We start from the raw sequence: 16,817 nt of genomic DNA, 5'->3' as shown, positions 1-16,817 counted from the left end.
CTTGACAATCTACTGGTTCAGTATAAAACTGAACTTGCTCAATGGGCTGCCTAATGTCCAGGGGGGTACCATGTCTGTTAAATAACCATTTTTCTGGATAATTCATTATCCGACAATCATTTAAAACCGCACCGTATGCTTACAGACAGTAAAATATGTTAACAAACGCAAAAATATTCCTCTCATTGCAAAAACTATTTCGACAAAAACGAGATGTTTTGTCACAAAGAACATCACCGGATGACTTTTTATGTGCGGCCAGGCCCTGAAGGGCCCTCCCACAGGCCTTTCGGAGGCGTCCTTTTTTAACAGGTGGGAGGCGGCCAATCATCCTTCGTCGCTACTCTCCTCTAGTATAAGGATGAGCGGGCCCTTGCGCGCCCTTTCCTATCCTGCTAGTATCCCTTCTATGGAACAGATGAAACGGACCGTAACCTGCGGCGCCCTGCGGGGTGCTGATGCGGGTAAGCAGGTTATTTTAAACGGCTGGGTCCACCGGAAACGGGACCACGGCGGCATTAGTTTTATCAATCTGCGGGATCGCTACGGCATCACCCAGGTGGTGGTGGATGCGGATGCCCCAGAGGCCTTAAAAGAGGTGGTGGAAGAACTCCGGAACGAATACTGCATCGCCGTGGAAGGCACCGTCCGGCGACGCCCCGCGTCCATGGTAAACCCCGAGATGGCCACCGGCGAAATCGAAGTAGTCGCATCCCGGATCGTCATATTGAATCGCTGCGAGGTCCTTCCCTTTCAAATTGAAGAAGAAACGGACGCCAAGGAGGATCTGCGCCTTAAGTATCGGTACCTGGATCTCCGTTCGGGGGGGATGCAGCGGCGGATTAAGCTGCGCCACGAGGTAGCCTTTGCGGTACGGGAGTACCTTACCGCCCAGGGGTTCTATGAGATAGAGACCCCCACCTTTATCCGGTCCACCCCCGAAGGGGCCCGGGATTACCTCGTGCCAAGCCGGCTGTATCCGGGGAAATTCTACGCCCTGCCCCAATCGCCCCAGCTGTACAAACAGCTCCTCATGGTGGCGGGTTTCGATAAATACTTCCAGATTGCCCGCTGCTATCGGGACGAAGACGCCCGGGGGGACCGACAACCCGAGTTTACCCAGATCGATATCGAGATGTCCTTCGTAAGCCGGGAGGACGTGCTTACCCTGGTGGAAGGACTCATGGGGTACGTGTTTCAGAAGACCCTGCAGGTAACCCTCCCTGCCCGGTTCCGCCGGATTCCCTACGATGAAGCGATGGAAACCTACGGCTCCGACAAACCGGATCTGCGGTATGAACTGCCCCTGCAGAACTTTGACCTCTATGTGGCGGAATCCACCTTTCAGGCCTTTAAAGAGGCCCTTGCCACTGGCGAAGCGGAACGGCAGGCCGCGGCAGCCCGGGGGGTCCGTATTCCAGGCGGGGGCGTCAAGGCCCTGGTGGTTCCCGGCAAGGCCGACTATTCCCGCAAACAGATCGAAGAACTGGAAGCCCAGGCAAAGATCTACAAGGCCCGGGGCCTTGCCTGGATGAAGGTAGTCCGGGCGGCCGACGGGTCGCCCACCCTGGAAGGGGGCATCAGCAAGTTCTTTGTGCCCGCCCCCGATGGGAGTGGCGCCCCCGCCGACCTGGCGGGAAGGATTATCCGCGGCCTCGGCGCCCAGGTAGGAGACCTTATCCTCCTGGTGGCCGACAGCAAACGCCAGATCGCCAACGTGGCCCTGGGGGCGGTCCGCTCCAAGCTCGGCCGGGACCTGGGACTCTGCGATCCCCGGCGTTTTGAGTTTGCCTGGATCATCGATTTTCCCATGTTCGAATTCAACGAAGAAGAAAATCGCTGGGAAGCGGCCCACCACCTCTTTACTTGGCCTCAGGAGCAGTACCACGCCATCATGGAAACCGATCCGGGTTCGGTAAAGGGGGACCTGTACGACCTAGTGCTCAATGGTTTTGAACTTGCCAGCGGTTCTATCCGTATCCATGACCCGGAACTCCAGAAGCGGGTATTTTCCATCGTGGGCCTTGGACCGGAAGCGGCGGAAAAGAAATTCGGCTTTTTAACCCAGGCCTTTAAGTATGGGGCCCCGCCCCACGGCGGTATTGCCCCCGGCCTCGACCGGCTCGTGATGCTCATGGCGGGGGAAACCAGCATAAAAGAAGTAATCGCCTTCCCCAAGAATTCCTTTGCGGTCAGCCCCATGGACGACTCTCCCAGCGAGGTAGAGCCCCGACAGCTTGAGGAACTGCACCTCATCATCAACTATCCCAAAAAAGGAGACGCCCCTTCGGGAGAAGTCCTATGAACGGTCCGGCGCTCACCGAGCTTGATATAACCCTGCGCCTGGCTCTAAGTTTTATCGCAGGGGGCATCGTCGGGTTTGAGCGAACGAGCCGCCACCAGGTGGCGGGCCTACGAACCCACATCCTTATCTGTGTGGGTTCGACCCTGCTCATGCTCCTATCCCTCTGGATCCCCGAACAATTCCTGGGCCTTAAAAGCGGCGACCCTGGCCGAATCGCGGCCCAGGTGGTCTCAGGGATTGGCTTTTTAGGAGCCGGGGCCATCATGCGGCTCGGAAACAACGTGAAGGGCCTTACCACCGCCGCAAGTCTTTGGCTGATTGCCGCGGTGGGGCTTGCCCTGGGGGCGGGCTTCTATCTTGCGGCGGGGCTTACCCTTGCTATTTCCCTCTTCACGCTGGTTATCCTGGATCGTCTTGAGCGACGCTTTTTCCCTACGGAACGCATCAAAATTCTTGAGCTGGAATTCAAGGACCAGAACCCCGACATCACCTTTATTATAAAGACCCTGGCCGACCACGGGGTGCATGTCCAATCGATCGACATAGAACAGAATCTCATAAAAGGGGGTGGATCCCGGCTTCGACTTCTCGTAAGTCTTCCCAGCTCCGTGGAAATTCAAAAACTGTCCCGGACCCTTAAGACCCTCGATGAACTTGAGCGGATCGAAATAAAAGAAAAATATTGAGATTTTCTCTCTGCGGACCCGGCGGTCAAAAAGGAAATGGCTGGAGGTCGGCGACAAGGGGGCCGCTCTTAAGGGAACGGGGGACCACGGTCCGACATCCCAACCGCCCTAGGCTGTAAGCACCGGGATACGGGGCGGGCTGAGTTCCAGGGTGATGGGGAAGTCCCCCGGCTCGAGGAGCACCGATTCCCCATCCATCTGGGCAAGGATAGGGGCGTTGTAATAAATGCGCACCCCTTCGGTGGTAAAGAAGTGGGCCTCCGGCCGATTCCCGTGCTGACCGGTGGTAAAGAGCCCCTTCAGCTTGAGCTTTTTTAAAAGCCCCATCTGTTCGATGGCAAGGAAATTCCGTTCATCCGGCAGGATTGGAATGCCACCCCCATAGGTGCGCCCTCCACTTACCCCGAGGGCCGCAAGAAAAAAGAGCCCTTCCAGCACTGTGGGAACCTCGCCATCAGCGGAGAGCCCCTTCGCGGCAGCGCTTCCTTGCGGGGGAACCCCGATCCGGTCGGGCAACACTTCGATCCTCATAGGACGAACCGGATACCAGCATTCATAAAAGAGGGTCGCCACATCAACCCAGAATTTATATGAATCCCCCGGGAGGTGCCCCTTCATCTTATTGGTCATGTGGGTAACAAAGGCGTCAAGGCCCACCGAAAGGATATTAAAGGCCACAAAGGGCCCCTTTGACGAAGAAAGGTACATCGTTACAGCCCGCTCAAAGACCCGTTCTCGGGCATTTACGAGGTGGGCCAGGGTGGCGGCCATGGTCGGTGCTTCGGCCCCATCGTTGCCGGTGCCCATGGGGAGCCGTACAATGGCCATGTGTTGAACCACCTGGGGCGGTCCATAAAACAGGGAGGTAAGGGCTTCAAGACTTGTTCCGTCTCCGCCGGCGGTAAGAATCAAAAAGAAGGGCGGCGTTTCCTGCCGGTCCTGGGACGCGGCAATGACGGCGGCCGCTTCGTCCAGAAGGGCGTTCACTATTCGACAGGCGTGTTTTGCCTCGGTGGTGGGGACCAGGCCCAGGGCGCCGAGGGAGCCATCACCGGTATCGGCTTCCTGGGCGGTACGGGAAGGGCCCGCGGGGACTGGCCGGACTGGCCAGGAAGTCAGTTCCTTGCAATATTCTTTTAATGCCCGCTGGTGCTCCCGCCAGCGGGAACCAATGGTAAAGCCCCCGGCCTTGGGGTTGGCAATAACCGTCCAGTATAGAGGACGCTCCGGGAACAGGGGGAGACGGGTGCAAACATAGGCAAGATCGGCGGCAAATTCATGCAAAGGGTCTTTCATATTCCAAGAATCCTACGAAATGGTAAAATTGTCCAGGGGAAGAAAAAAAGAAGGCAGTTGGTACACATCCTCTACCCCCTGCACCAGGATACCCCCCATACCCATCTCGAGGGGCAGGGCAATATCGATATCGAAGCGGTCCCCCACCGCCACACAGTCCTGGGGCTGGACCCGTATATCTTCCAGCACAAGGTGCAGGGGCCGTTCGTGGGGTTTGGAGACTCCCGCCCGATCGATCCCTACAATGGAAACCACATAGGGGGCCACCCCTAAGATTGAAAGGGTCCGGCGGGCAATGGTTTCCGGGTTGTTGGTAACCACCGCAAGCTTATACGAAGGGGCTAAGCGGGCAAAGGTTGCCCTAAGCTCAGGATCTTCCTGCAAAAACGCCTCTGGCTGGATACATTCTGCCCTGAACCGAATAATTTGAGAGAAAGGAACCCCGAGAGCCTGGAGACTGTTGGCAAGGCTTATTTTTTTGCCCCCATGTTGGGCCGACCAGTCAGCTTGAAAGCGCTGAAGTTCCTTTCTAAAAACCTCGAGGGATTTTCCCAGATACCGGGCGGCTTCTTCGATTTGCACCTCGATCTGGTGCTGTTCGTAGGCCCTGTGGGTATACAGGGTGTTATCCATATCAAAGATAAGGGCCCGAATTGAAGGCCGGGGAAAGCGATAGGGGGTCATTGAAAAAACTGCTCCATTTTAGACTGCAAATGACGGTATGTTTCATATCGTTCTGAAAAACGGGCATATTCGGATTGGACCGGTTCATATACCCGGCGGATCTGTACCATCCGTTCTACCGCCTCTTCCAGGCTTGCCGCTTCCCCGCTTGCCAGGAGGGCAAGACAGGCGTTTCCCGCGAGTTCCCCATCTTCTATGGCGGGAACCACCAGGTAGCGGCCAGTGATGTTGGCCTTCATCTGGTTCCAGAGGGGATTCTTTGCCTGCCCCCCGGAAAGCCGCATCGATTCAAGGCGAAGGTGCTGGACCTCCAAAAGTTCGATACCCCGGCGAACCATAAAGCCAATCGCCTCCAGCACCGCATAGCCCAGTTCGGCCCGGCTCGTTAGTCCCGCGGTGGAAATGATAGCACTGGGAAGACAGAGGGAGCCCTCTCCGTGGATCTCGGGGAAAAAGAAGCTTTTCGGTGCCGGTGTTTCCAGAATTTCCCGCATCATCTCCTGGTAGTCCCGTTCGTGCTGTCCCGTAATTTCCCGGAACCACTCAAAAAGGCGTCCCGTAGAGGGAAGCAGGGCCGCCAGGTTCCATTTGTCGCCCCTTACATGGGGAAGCAGGCGGAGGGAACTACTGTGGATGGGGCGGGCAGTGCAGAGGTTGATCCCTTCCGAGGTGCCGGACCGATCACAGACCATGCCTTCCTCGAGCACCCCCACACCAAGGAGGGCCATGATAAAGTCAGGCCCGCCGACAATAAGGGGAATTCCTGCCGGAAGAAGACAGGGGCCCGCGGCTTTTTCAGAAAGGTGGCCCACAATGGTTCCCATGATGACAAAGGGCGGAAAAAGGCGGGCAGGAAGGCCAGCCCCTTCTAATTGGGGACCATCCCAGTAATAGGGGATATACCGTTCGTTGGGGATGGCCGTAACCGGGTCAGCCCCCAGGCGCCACAGGAGATACTCCTGGGGCGAAAGGAAAAAGGCCAGCGACGCAAAATCCTCAGGTCGTTCCCGGGAAAACCGGAGCACCGAGGGCAAGAACAGGGAAGGTCCCCCACTTTCCGCTGGGAGCACCGACATGGCTTTGTAAGAGGAGTCCCGCTCCATACGTGAGGTTCCCCCACTTTCCGTTGGGGCCGACGACCGGGGAGGGGCGGAAGGGCTCGTATTTTCAGCGCCCGTATTTTCAGCAGCGGAAGCCCTTACCCTCTTGCCCTTGACGGCCGAAATAGGGGTACCGGGGGCGGGGCACTTTTCCTCTTTTTTCTTCCCTTGATGCCAATGGAGGGGGGCCAGGGCCCGGCCTTCTGGGGTGATAGGGACAAGGGTAGGCCCATTGCCGGAAATGGCAATTCCCCGGACTGTGGGAAGAAAAGATATTTGTTCGGCCAGTTCGTGACAGGCCCGAACAAAGGCATCTTCCCAATCAGAAGCCAGGACCGTCCCCTCCATCACGCGATGGGAAGGGTAGCGTTGACGGGAAAAGGCCAGCACCGTTCCATCCGTGCCTATATAGGCCGCTTTAAGGCTTGACGTGCCAATATCGACGCAGAGAAACGCACCCTGGCCCTGCATAGGCTATCCCTGGCTGATAAGTTTTTCTATTATCTCCCGGTTATCAAGGATAGAACTTAAGGATCGACCGTGATGCAGACGGGAAATGGTCTGGGCAAAAAGGCTGGAAATATTCACGCTGACGTACCACTCGTGTTTCAGGAGTTCCTCGTGGTACACCGCGTTGGTGCCGATCACCCGATAGAACCAGCCCTGTCGGTAGGCTTCGTCAAAATGCTGGATCGCATCCCCTGAAAAGAAGGGAAGACTGATTGCTGCTATGACTTCCCGGGCTCCCTGCTCTTTAAGGAATTTCATCGCCTTAAGAAGGGTACCCCCCGTTCCCAGCATGTCATCGGCCATAAAGACGGTTTTATCTTTCACGTTTCCGAGCAGCTTAATTTCTGCGATGTTGTTGTCCAGGGCATTCTGGGTAACCCGGCTATAATCCCGCTCCTTGTACAGAAGGGCCAGGGGTTTTTTCAAACTGGTGGCGTAAAATTTGTTTCGATCCACCGCCCCCGTATCCGGCGAGACCACCACAAAATTTTCACTGTGAATATCCGTAATCTGGGAAAGCTTCCGGATAATCTGGTAGCTGGCGTGGAGATTTTCGAGCCGCAGGAAGTTAAAGGCGTTTTCAATTTCCCGGGAATGGATATCCAGGGTAATGATGCGGTCCACCCCCATGGCCTCAAGCATCTTTCCGATACGGCTTGCCGTAAGGCCTTCCCGCCCTTTCTTCTTGTGCTGCCGGGAATAGGGGTATACCGGCAATACCAGGGTTACCCGCTCGGCTCCCGCCTGCTTTACCGCATCCACCGTGACAAAGAGGTTCATGATATGGTCATTCACCGAAAGGACCTTAAGATTCTTTCCCTCATTAAACGGCAGCGGATAATGGTTTTCCACATCCTGAAAAACGTAGACGTCTTTACCTCGAATCGATTCAAGGATCTCCGTTTTTAGTTCCCCGTTGGGGAAATAGGTAAACCGGGCAGGGATCTTAAAATGGGGGATGCGGTAGGTAAGCACATCCCGGGGGGTGTTGGTGGTGGAAACCGCAATATCACTGGCAAAGTTGATTTTTCGAATAACCTGTTCCGTATCCAGGGAATACCGTTTAGAAAGAACCTGGGTCTTATTTTCGAAACGCCGGCGGTACAGGCGTCGCAGATGACCTATCACTTCGTTGGCAAAATGTTCTCCGCCGGGGCAGGCAATAATGCCCAGCCGTGTGGGATCCGTGTAGTTCATGGGTGGTTATTGTGGTACCACAGAGCGGCGGTGGGGGTCAAGGGATGAATACGGGGGCAGATGAGTCCCTTAGGGAGGGCCTTCATAAAAAATCGCAAGAACGCCAGGACCGCCCATTATTTGATTGTGTCTTACGCCCCTATGGCATGAATGGCCCCTTTAGTGATATACTAGTTCAAACATAAAATACTACAGAAGGTGGAAACCATGGGTGAATGCGAATTTATGGGAACCTGTCCGTTTTTTAATAACAAAACGAGTCCCATGCCAGCCAATGCGGAGGAACTAAAGAACAATTACTGCAAGACCAACAACCTCCATTGTGCTTTGTATATGATTGCATCAAGTCTGGGGGCAGAGAAATTTCCTCTCGATGTGCTTCCCACCGAAAAAGATAAGGCCTATGCCATCATTGCCCAGGGGTAATGGGGCATGGGAGAAAGTAATCGGACATCGGAGCGAGTTCTCTGCGTCAGTACCGACTTGTTTAAAAAGCACTGGGATGGGAAGCGGCAGACCTATGCCCTGTCAGAAACAACCATTTTTGAACAGCTTTCGTCCTGTAATCCTACTTTTATCCCCCGACCACTGGCGGAACAGGACAAGGGGTACAAGCAACTGATTCCCTACTGTTTGGTTAAAAACAGCAAAGGACAATACCTTTGTTACGAGAGGCAAGGCACGGAGCAGCGCCTCCACGGTCTGCGCTCCCTGGGGATTGGGGGACATATCAACCCTGCAGATAGTCTTAGCTATAACAAGGGAACTTTTGGAGACACCACCTCTCTGAGAGATACTATTCATCGGGCCCTGCGACGGGAGGTGGAAGAAGAGATTGGTCTTTTTTTCCCCTCCGAGGCATACACCTGTGTAGGGCTTATCCAGGAAGAAGAAAGCGCCGTAGGCCTCGTCCATGTAGGATTGGTATACCTCCTTGCGCTTGATACGGAAGAAATTCCCGGAGGGGAAGAGATAGGCTCCTACGAATGGCTCGAAGCGACAGGCATACACCATCACCTTTCTACAAACCGACAGGAGAAACCTTCCTCTCTAGAAAAGAGTGGGGCCCCTGCGACCTGGTCCTTTGAACGGTGGTCCGAGCTTGCCTTTAGCCTTGTTTCTTTAGTGGGATGATTTTCCCGCTGGGCAGGCTGGGTCAGTACCGAAATTGAGGGATTTTTGCCGGCCCTCGCCCTAAAACGCTCCCGGCTGTTTTATAGCGTTTTCCGGAATACGGACTATCGGCCCCGTTTTTGCAGTCTCTGAAAATCAGCCCTTCCCCTTCTTTTTCTTTTTGGTTACTGCTATAATGCGCTCATTCGTCATTCTAACCATGTTGAGGAACCTATGAACATTGATACAAGCCTCCGTAATCTGGACAGTCTCTTTCCCTCTACTTTTACTGAGGAACAGAAAGCCCGAGCCAAGACGCTCTTTTTAAAAAATCTTTCCCTCGAGGCCCACCGATGGTATGGCGGAAAGATGCAGACCGTCCCCAAGTGCGGTCTTTTTGGATTTAACTGGTTCAACGTGTGGTATACCCCGGGGGTATCGCAAATTTCCACCACCATTCGGGACAACAACGATGCGTCCTTTGCCCTTTCTAACCGGGGGAATCTGGTAGCCGTGGTTTCTGATTCTACCCGGGTCCTCGGCGATGGGGACTGTACCCCTCCCGGCGGGCTTGGCGTCATGGAAGGGAAGGCCCTGCTCATGAAGTACCTCGGTGGTGTTGATGCGGTGGCCCTCTGTATCGATTCCCGGAACAGGGAAGGAAAACCAGACCCCGATAGAATTATCGAGTTTGTGAAAATGGCGCAGCCCTCCTTCGGGGCGATTAATCTTGAAGATATCAGTCAGCCCAACTGTTTTAAGGTGCTGGATGAACTGCGGGAAGCCTGCGATATTCCCGTCTGGCACGACGATGCCCAGGGAACGGCCTGCGTAACCCTGGCGGGGCTTATCAACGCCTTAAAACTGGTGAACAAAAAACTTTCTGATGTACGGATTGTGCTCTTAGGGGCGGGGGCATCAAACACCACCATTGCGCGGCTCCTCATGGCCGATGGGGCGGACCCCGACCGTATCATCATGTTCGATTCCCGGGGAGCGTTGCACAGGAAACGAAAAGACATTGAGACGGACCCGCGGAATTACCGGAAATGGGAACTCTGCCAGCAAACCAATCCTCAGGGGATTGATGATATGGCCACCGCCATGAAGGGGGCCGATGTTCTCATTGCCCTGTCGACCCCCGGACCGGATACGGTGAAACAAGAGTGGGTCCGCTCCATGGCCGAGAAAGCCATTGTGTTTGCCTGCGCCAATCCGGTACCAGAAATTTGGCCCTATGCGGCAAAGGAAGCGGGGGCCCACATTGTGGCTACCGGCCGGGGGGATTTTCCCAACCAGGTAAACAACTCGGTGTGCTTCCCTGGCATCTTAAAGGGGGCCCTCCTGGTTCGGGCCCGCAAGATTACCGATGGGATGGCCATCCGCTGCGCCCATTCCATTGCCGACTTTGCAGAGCGGCGGGGCATCCATCCTGACAACATCATCGCCACCATGGAAGAAACAGAGGTCTTCGCGGTGGAAGCGGCCGATGTGGCCATGCAGGCTATCAAAGAAGGGGTAGCCCGCTGCACCCTTTCCTGGGATGAGGTGTACCAGAAAGCAATGGCCGACATTACCGCTGCTCGCACGCTGGTGCAGGACATGCACCAGCAGGGGCATATCCAGGCGCCCCCTCAGGAACTGCTAGAAGAGGCTCTGCAAAAGGCGATTGCGGCGGTCCAATAAGGGCAAGCCAACACAGCGAATGGGCGGGCCCCGAACTCGAGAGGCCAGGACTCACGGGGGTCGCGGCTATTTACCACAAAGGGCCTTTTTGGATACCGAGTAGGCACCGGGCTCGAGGAACCGGGACGCGAGGGGGCCGCATCTATTCACCGCAAGGGGGCTTTTCGGATACAGAGGGCACCCCGATTGTCTGTCAAAAGGAAGGGCTACCGGTTATCTGCCAGAAGGGGGAAGGCCCCTACCGATGGAGGCCATACCCGAAGAAAGGAAGCTTTCTTTTAAGGAGAGGGCCCCTAAAAGCTTTCTTTTAATGAGAGGGTCTACTTCTATATTTTTTCGGCCATGCCCTGCCTCACCCTGCGACTTAAAGCCCCTTTCCCTCCAGGCGGTCATATATCTTCGCCAGGGCCTGGCTTGCCTTTTCGTGCAGCACCACCTCTGCTCGGTAATCCTGGGGGGTGGGGGTAAGATTGATAATAACCAGATGCCGCACCAGTTCGGGAAGATAGGCCACGGGATACACCGAAAGGGACGAACCCACCACAAGAAGAAGGTCCGCCTTCTTTACCGCCTCCAAGGCCTCGTTAAAGGCCACCGGCATGGGGTCCCCAAAAAGCACCACCGCCGGGCGCGCATTTCCACCACAGAGAGGACAGCGGGGCGGGATAGAGCCCTGTGCCACCTGCTGTTCAAGCTCAGACAAGGCCCCCCGCCACCTGCACGAAAGACAATAGGCTTCCCGGGTATTGCCATGCACTTCCCAGACCCGTCTACTCCCCGCTAGGTGATGAAGGTTGTCAATGTTTTGGGTGATGACTCCCTGGATATATCCTGCCTCTTCCAATTTAGCCAGGATTTGATGGGCCAGATTAGGGGTGGCATCCTTCATGCTCGTAAGAAGACGAAACCCCCGGATATAGAATTCCTCGGGCCGCTCTCTCAAGACCTGGGCCGAGAGGGTTTCCATGGGATCCATCTGTTCCCAGAGTCCCGAACCGGGGCTACGAAAGTCGGGGATGCCGCTTTCGGTGGAAATTCCCGCCCCCGTAAGCGCAAGGGAGGCTCCCCTTTTATTTTTAATATTCTGAAGCAACGCAGCTACCTTTTGGTATACATCTTCTCTGCAGGAGTTCATGGGTATATTGTTATTCCTCTCCTCAAGATTATGCAATGAGGAGAAAACTAACCTCGAACATCAAAAAACAGAGAACCTTTCTTAAAATCTTAACAAGACCGTATTGATATTCTTACAAAATCGGATATGCTTAATGGTGCCTTTTCGAGAGACCTCTGACTGTTATAAGGAACTTCTATGATGCGCCTTTACTCGAAATTTTGCTGGGTTACTATGCTGATTCTCCTGGTGAACCATGCGGTCCTTACCCAGAATAGAGACCAACCAAGCTACACCCTTGCCCGCTGGTTTATCCAAAGCGGAGATAACCCCACATGGGCACAAAGAGACGGTGACTCCGGTGATTGGACCGAGCAAGAACTTCCTGCATCCATCTCTCTCACTAATGGTTTTGCCTGGGCCCGGGGGGCCTTCAACCTTCAAGATGTTTCCTTCGCGGGCCCCTACTACCTTGTGTTTGACCGCTCCGATATCGCCTGTGAGGTATTTTTGAATGGAAGCTATATCGGCTTTCGAGGGAGCATCCCATCGTCGGCACAGAAATTCGTCGTGCCTGCCAATCAGGTTTCCTATTGGGCGCTTCCATCGGAACTGCTGCAAAACGGTAATAACGTGATAAGTCTGAGGATGTACAGTCAGGGCTCCACTGTATCTTTGCGGCCCCTTCATATCACCAATCTTTCGGGGGCCCTGTTTCAAGAACAGGTGGTTTCTTTTCTGAATAGTACCCTCAATTTGATGCTCGGGACCCTTTCCATTTTTATTGGGATGTACTTCTTTGCCCTCTGGCTCGGCCGAAGACAGGAAAAACCCTATTTCTGGTACGCCCTGGCTTCTCTTGCGATTGGCATATACTTTATGGAAATTGGGGCTAACTTTGCCCTCATCCCGTATAACCTGCAGCGGGCTGTTTCCAAAGCGGCCCTTGTCATTTCTATGGCAAGTCTTATTCAATTTAATTTTTTATTTCCTTTTGTGAAATTCCAACTCCCCGATGGATTTCCTGGCTAATCGGCGTCATCGCTACGGTAATAACCGGTTTTTATCTGTTCTCTTACCAGGACCTCAACGCCATAGGTAAGGTCTTTAATTATTCCCTCCTTTTTGTCCAGGCGACTATCCTCAGTGTTACGATTATTACGATTGTTTCGGTAAGAAAGGGAAAACAAGAGGTGCTGCCCCTCCTTTTTGGGGTTATCGGTGGCGTAGCCTTTGGAACCCACGATGTTATCTATTCAGCGATGGGGCAGCATCCCCTGGTCTGGCTTCAGGGAACGGGGTTCTTCTGTTTGAATCTTTCCCTCTTTGTTTCCCTTACCTTCCGATCTTCCCGGCTATACAAAGAACTGGAGATTTACTCTGCCGAAATTCAACAGAAAACCAGCCAGCTCACCCACTTTATCCGGGGGCTCGAAGAGAGCGCCCGGACTATCTCATCCATATCGGTGAGCATTGATAGGGAAGCCCAACGGGCCGCCGAATCGGCAGAAAAGCTATCCCGGGGAGTCGCGCATATCCAGGAAGGGGCTAGCCAGCAAACAAGGGCCGCGCAAGACGCAAGTGGAGCGGTGGACCAATTTGCGGCATCGGTCGGGAAAGTCTACCTGGACGTCGATCGGCAGGCCCAGGAAATACGAACCTCGGTGGAATCGGTTTCAATGGTGGCCCAGGCAATCGCGGAGGTTACCACCCATACGGAACAAACCGCCCAGTCAGCCCGGGAACTACAGAAATCGGCAGAAGCGGGTCGCATTGCCTCGGATGAACTATCTGAGGCAATAGAACGAATTCGACATACTTCAGACGTAATCGTAAGCATTGTGCAAGCGGTAGAAGAGTTTGCGGAGCAGACAAATCTTTTGGCGATGAATGCGGCTATCGAAGCGGCCCATGCGGGAAGTTCGGGGAGAGGTTTTGCGGTTATTGCCAACGAAATCAAAAAGCTCGCCACCCTTTCCGCTGAACAGGTAGGAAAAATCCGGGATGCTATTCAGGAAATCACACGACGAATAGAGCAGGGGGTTGTTTTAAATAAGAACATGGTGAATTCCCTAGATGTGGTAACCCTGGGAGCTCAGAAAACCCTGACAAGCATAGAAGCAATCTACCGGGCCCTGAGTTCACAGAAAATAGCGGCAGATCAACTGCGCCAAAACCTCTCGGTGCTCTCAGAAACCGCCGAGGGAATACGTAGCGAAGCCCAAAAAGAACAAGGAGAAGGGGAACGGTTACGAAGTCGGATAGGGGAACTTCAACGTATTTCCGAATCTCTTAAAGAAGATATCCATTCCATTACCAGGGAAAACGAAGAGATCCTTTCGATGATTCAACACCTTGCAACGGTAAGCAAAGAAGGCAAAGAGGCGGTTCTTTCGATGAAAGAGGTGTTAGACCAGGAGGTGTAAAAAGTGGCGGGTTGAAGCCGCCACTTTATTCGTTTTTAGTCGTTGTTATTTTAGAGTGCTTGCCAACACATAACTTTTTTGGTTTCCATTTCCAGCAATGGCGATCTGGATATCTTTTCCATCTTTGTAAACGTCCACAAGCACATATTGGTTGTGGTATGAAACATCATTACCATACGCCGCATTGGCCTGTAAACATACATAATGTATTCCATTGACCTTCATATAACCGCCGTCATGATAATGACCAGCAAAAGCAGCGACCACTACCCCACTCTTTTCAAGAATAGAACGAATTTCCGCCGCATTCTTAACAGAATGGGCTGGATCGTAGGCGGCGTCAACCTGTTCAAGGGGACACAGTAATTGATGAGAAAAAACAATGGTGGGGAGTCTTGTGGATGCAAGATCATTTTTTAGCCACTCTACCTCAACTGCGGGGATATTTGCGTCGGACCAGGAGTACCCGGAGCCTGGACCACCAGGGACCCCTGAATAGGGATTGCCATCAGCCTTATAGCACGCATCAAGAACAACGAAGTGAATTCCCCCTTTATCAAATGAATAGTAGGTTTTTCCTTTTGGAATAATCTCACCCGTTCCCCCGTTGACAATTTTCGTGCTTACATCCTCTTTTGACAATTGATCCGTATCATGATTCCCCATCACATGATACCGAGGGCCTTTAAATAACGCCAATTTGGCTTCTGCCGCCTCAAGGAAGCCGAAGGCCGCCGCTTTACGTTTTTCATAAGGAAGGCTCATGTCCACCGGATTGTCCGTAAAATCCCCAAGTTCCACAACAAAAGCGGCATTTGCTTTGTTCATCGCTTCAGCGAAGGCCTCTAGTTTTGCCAGCCCGCCAGTAAAATAGCGGGGAGAAGCATTGACTGATATTACTTGAGATTGATCAGGCTTGTCACAAACATGGACATCGCTTATCACGCCGAAGCGAACCACCCGAGATGGCTCAGCAATAAGCGACCAAGAGAAAAAGGCAAAACAAAAGGACAACCATACCCCTTTCAGTACCGTCTTCATAACGCTCTCCTCCTTATATCAAACTTTATAAGTATCATTGAGGATACGAATTATTTTTCAGAAAGGGTTGGGTTAGTTTTTTATAAAAAATGAGGAGACACTTGCTTCACGAAAAAGGGAAATATTGAAACGTTCATCATTAAATCACACTAAAAGGCTTACCACACCCACACAAGTCGTACGCCCTTTTCCCCGGTTCCTATTCATTTCCCCCAACGGGCCGATGGCAGTGGGTACGCCTCCGGTAAGCCCTGCCGTTTCTCATTGATGCAGGCGATAGGGGAGCCCCGCAGGGCCCCCTTTTCATACCGCAGATCTTTGTATCAATTACTTCATAATAAGTTTGATGATAAAGAGAATCCCCACAATCCAGGTAACAGCCGAAATATCCTTAACTTTACCGGTAAAGAGCTTGATGAAAATATACGAGAGAATCCCGAACACAAGCCCATCGGCGATGCTGTAGGTCAAGGGCATCATAATGATGGTAAGAAAAGCAGGGATTGCTTCGGTAAAATCATAGAGTTCCACATCCTTAATGGGTTCCATCATGAAGAGCCCCACCAGGATAAGGGCTGGAGCGGTGGCCGCCGAAGGAATTAAAAGGAATAAGGGAGAAAGAAACAGGGCAAGTAAAAAGAGAATCCCCGTGGTAAAGGCGGTAAGCCCGGTCCGACCACCATCGGCTACACCAGCAGCACTTTCGATATAGCTGGTTACCGTAGAAGTACCGAGACAAGCCCCTACCACCGTTCCCACAGCGTCAGACAGCAGGGCCTGCTTAACTCGGGGTACGTTTCCCTCCTTATCGATCATCCCGGCCTGGGTAGTAATTCCCACCAGGGTCCCCACCGTATCAAAGATATCCACAAAGAGGAAGGTAAAGAAGACCACAAAGAAATCAAGGCTTAAGATTTTATCAAACTGGAACTGAAACAGAAGAGGAGCCGCAGGACTTCCAACGGGATTCCAATTCTTGGGGATGTTCGTCACCCCAAAGGGGATCCCCACTATCGTCGCTCCCAGGATACCAAAGAGGAGGGCCCCTTTCACCTTAAAGGCTAGCAAAACACCGGTTAACACAAGACCAATCAGGGCTACGAGCACCGGTCCCTTATCCAGACTTCCCAGGGCCACAAGGGTTGCCTCACTTTTTACAACAATTCCCGCATTCTGGAGTCCAATAAAGGCAATAAAAAGACCGATTCCTACCGAAACAGCCTTTTTAATATTGGTGGGGATAGATTTAATAATCGCTTCCCGGACATTAAAAAGGGAAAGAAGGAGGAAAAGAAGTCCTTCCAGAAACACTGCCGTCAGGGCAAGCTGCCAGCTATAGCCCATACCGAGTACCACAGTAAAGGCAAAAAAGGCATTGAGTCCCATACCTGGCGCCAGAGCTATGGGAAGATTTGCCAGGAGGGCCATGCAGATAGTCGCAATTGCCGAAGCCAGGGCGGTGGCGGTAAACACCCCACCGGCAGGCATTCCCGCATTACTCAGGATATTAGGATTCACCGCCAGGATATAGGCCATGGTCATAAAGGTAGTAAGACCAGCCACCAGTTCGGTCCGCACAGTAGTCCCGTGCTGTTTCAACTTAAATAACTGTTCCACCGTATTCCTCCTTCAACATGAATGGGTACACTTAGGATATCG

General features: G+C 53.2%; 15 protein-coding genes. 7 read left to right on the top strand and 8 right to left on the bottom strand.

Going from position 1 to position 16,817, the window contains the following annotated elements; translation table 11 throughout:
• Positions 1 to 418 precede the first annotated feature (418 nt).
• Together aspS and C5O22_RS10710 are read left to right on the top strand one after the other, a co-directional pair.
• Entirely contained in the window at positions 419 to 2,305 is a 1,887-nt protein-coding gene (gene aspS / locus C5O22_RS10715; RefSeq protein WP_165910498.1) for an aspartate--tRNA ligase, read from the top strand.
• Positions 2,302 to 2,991, top strand: a complete 690-nt coding sequence (locus C5O22_RS10710) for an MgtC/SapB family protein (RefSeq protein ID WP_132781673.1) — start codon at positions 2,302 to 2,304, stop codon at positions 2,989 to 2,991. The genes aspS and C5O22_RS10710 overlap by 4 nt, the downstream gene beginning before the upstream one ends.
• Before the next feature lie 108 nt (positions 2,992 to 3,099).
• On the opposite strand, the gene C5O22_RS10705 is transcribed toward C5O22_RS10710, so the two are convergent.
• From C5O22_RS10705 to prs, 4 genes are read right to left on the bottom strand one after another with little or no spacing between them, the layout of a single operon-like run.
• On the bottom strand, positions 3,100 to 4,287 hold the full coding sequence (locus C5O22_RS10705) for a diacylglycerol/lipid kinase family protein (protein ID WP_132781671.1): 1,188 nt from the start codon (positions 4,285 to 4,287) through the stop codon (positions 3,100 to 3,102).
• 12 nt (positions 4,288 to 4,299) lie between these two features.
• The gene (locus tag C5O22_RS10700; RefSeq protein ID WP_132781669.1) at positions 4,300 to 4,971 is read right to left on the bottom strand and encodes an HAD family hydrolase; all 672 of its coding nucleotides are present in this window, start codon (positions 4,969 to 4,971) and stop codon (positions 4,300 to 4,302) included.
• On the bottom strand, positions 4,968 to 6,542 hold the full coding sequence (locus C5O22_RS10695; protein ID WP_132781668.1) for a xylulokinase: 1,575 nt from the start codon (positions 6,540 to 6,542) through the stop codon (positions 4,968 to 4,970). Before C5O22_RS10695 ends, C5O22_RS10700 begins: the two co-directional genes overlap by 4 nt.
• Positions 6,543 to 6,545: 3 nt before the next feature.
• Positions 6,546 to 7,778 carry a ribose-phosphate diphosphokinase gene (prs, locus tag C5O22_RS10690; RefSeq protein ID WP_132781666.1) on the bottom strand — a complete coding sequence of 411 codons (1,233 nt, stop codon included), beginning with the start codon at positions 7,776 to 7,778 and terminating at the stop codon, positions 6,546 to 6,548.
• A gap of 207 nt (positions 7,779 to 7,985) precedes the next feature.
• Here prs and C5O22_RS10685 point away from each other — a divergent pair, with 207 nt between their 5' ends.
• From C5O22_RS10685 to C5O22_RS10675, 3 genes are all read left to right on the top strand, one after another.
• Complete coding sequence (locus C5O22_RS10685; RefSeq protein ID WP_132781664.1) at positions 7,986 to 8,204, top strand: hypothetical protein; 219 nt, start codon at positions 7,986 to 7,988, stop codon at positions 8,202 to 8,204.
• Positions 8,205 to 8,210: 6 nt separating this feature from the next.
• Positions 8,211 to 8,912, top strand: coding sequence for an NUDIX domain-containing protein (locus tag C5O22_RS10680; protein WP_132781661.1), 702 nt, complete (start codon positions 8,211 to 8,213; stop codon positions 8,910 to 8,912).
• Positions 8,913 to 9,125: 213 nt separating this feature from the next.
• Positions 9,126 to 10,577 carry an NAD(P)-dependent malic enzyme gene (locus C5O22_RS10675; RefSeq protein ID WP_132781659.1) on the top strand — a complete coding sequence of 484 codons (1,452 nt, stop codon included), beginning with the start codon at positions 9,126 to 9,128 and terminating at the stop codon, positions 10,575 to 10,577.
• 364 nt (positions 10,578 to 10,941) lie between these two features.
• On the opposite strand, the gene C5O22_RS10670 is transcribed toward C5O22_RS10675, so the two are convergent.
• Positions 10,942 to 11,712: an SIR2 family NAD-dependent protein deacylase gene (locus tag C5O22_RS10670; RefSeq protein WP_132781657.1), complete on the bottom strand. Its 771-nt coding sequence runs from the start codon at positions 11,710 to 11,712 to the stop codon at positions 10,942 to 10,944.
• 177 nt (positions 11,713 to 11,889) lie between these two features.
• Between C5O22_RS10670 and C5O22_RS10665 the strand changes: the two genes are divergently transcribed.
• Positions 11,890 to 12,723 carry a hypothetical protein gene (locus tag C5O22_RS10665; RefSeq protein ID WP_132781655.1) on the top strand — a complete coding sequence of 278 codons (834 nt, stop codon included), beginning with the start codon at positions 11,890 to 11,892 and terminating at the stop codon, positions 12,721 to 12,723.
• Here the strand turns inward: C5O22_RS10665 and C5O22_RS13525 are convergent.
• Positions 12,720 to 12,881: a hypothetical protein gene (locus C5O22_RS13525; RefSeq protein ID WP_165910497.1), complete on the bottom strand. Its 162-nt coding sequence runs from the start codon at positions 12,879 to 12,881 to the stop codon at positions 12,720 to 12,722. The two genes, C5O22_RS10665 and C5O22_RS13525, sit on opposite strands and share 4 nt — an antisense overlap.
• A gap of 3 nt (positions 12,882 to 12,884) precedes the next feature.
• Between C5O22_RS13525 and C5O22_RS10660 the strand changes: the two genes are divergently transcribed.
• A complete protein-coding gene (locus tag C5O22_RS10660; RefSeq protein WP_132781653.1) occupies positions 12,885 to 14,117 on the top strand; it encodes a methyl-accepting chemotaxis protein in 1,233 nt (410 codons plus the stop codon).
• Positions 14,118 to 14,162: 45 nt separating this feature from the next.
• Here the strand turns inward: C5O22_RS10660 and C5O22_RS10655 are convergent, their stop codons facing one another.
• Positions 14,163 to 15,158 (bottom strand): metallophosphoesterase, encoded by a 996-nt coding sequence (locus C5O22_RS10655; protein WP_132781651.1) that lies wholly within the window; start codon positions 15,156 to 15,158, stop codon positions 14,163 to 14,165.
• Between the two features lie 327 nt (positions 15,159 to 15,485).
• On the bottom strand, positions 15,486 to 16,775 hold the full coding sequence (locus C5O22_RS10650) for an NCS2 family permease (RefSeq protein WP_132781649.1): 1,290 nt from the start codon (positions 16,773 to 16,775) through the stop codon (positions 15,486 to 15,488).
• Positions 16,776 to 16,817: the final 42 nt, after the last annotated feature.

It is taken from the genome of Treponema sp. J25 (genome assembly GCF_004343725.1).
Classification (GTDB): Bacteria; Spirochaetota; Spirochaetia; order Treponematales; family Breznakiellaceae; genus J25.
This window is presented reverse-complemented; position numbering and strand designations above follow the sequence as displayed.

Excerpts from the sequence above, each read along its gene's own strand:
- aspS (WP_165910498.1), top strand. The coding sequence starts at position 419 with ATGAAACGGACCGTAACCTGCGGCGCCCTGCGGGGTGCTGATGCGGGT.
- C5O22_RS10710 (WP_132781673.1), top strand. The coding sequence starts at position 2,302 with ATGAACGGTCCGGCGCTCACCGAGCTTGATATAACCCTGCGCCTGGCT.
- C5O22_RS10705 (WP_132781671.1), bottom strand. The coding sequence starts at position 4,287 with ATGAAAGACCCTTTGCATGAATTTGCCGCCGATCTTGCCTATGTTTGC.
- C5O22_RS10700 (WP_132781669.1), bottom strand. The coding sequence starts at position 4,971 with ATGACCCCCTATCGCTTTCCCCGGCCTTCAATTCGGGCCCTTATCTTT.
- C5O22_RS10695 (WP_132781668.1), bottom strand. The coding sequence starts at position 6,542 with ATGCAGGGCCAGGGTGCGTTTCTCTGCGTCGATATTGGCACGTCAAGC.
- prs (WP_132781666.1), bottom strand. The coding sequence starts at position 7,778 with ATGAACTACACGGATCCCACACGGCTGGGCATTATTGCCTGCCCCGGC.
- C5O22_RS10685 (WP_132781664.1), top strand. The coding sequence starts at position 7,986 with ATGGGTGAATGCGAATTTATGGGAACCTGTCCGTTTTTTAATAACAAA.
- C5O22_RS10680 (WP_132781661.1), top strand. The coding sequence starts at position 8,211 with ATGGGAGAAAGTAATCGGACATCGGAGCGAGTTCTCTGCGTCAGTACC.
- C5O22_RS10675 (WP_132781659.1), top strand. The coding sequence starts at position 9,126 with ATGAACATTGATACAAGCCTCCGTAATCTGGACAGTCTCTTTCCCTCT.
- C5O22_RS10670 (WP_132781657.1), bottom strand. The coding sequence starts at position 11,712 with ATGAACTCCTGCAGAGAAGATGTATACCAAAAGGTAGCTGCGTTGCTT.
- C5O22_RS10665 (WP_132781655.1), top strand. The coding sequence starts at position 11,890 with ATGATGCGCCTTTACTCGAAATTTTGCTGGGTTACTATGCTGATTCTC.
- C5O22_RS10655 (WP_132781651.1), bottom strand. The coding sequence starts at position 15,158 with ATGAAGACGGTACTGAAAGGGGTATGGTTGTCCTTTTGTTTTGCCTTT.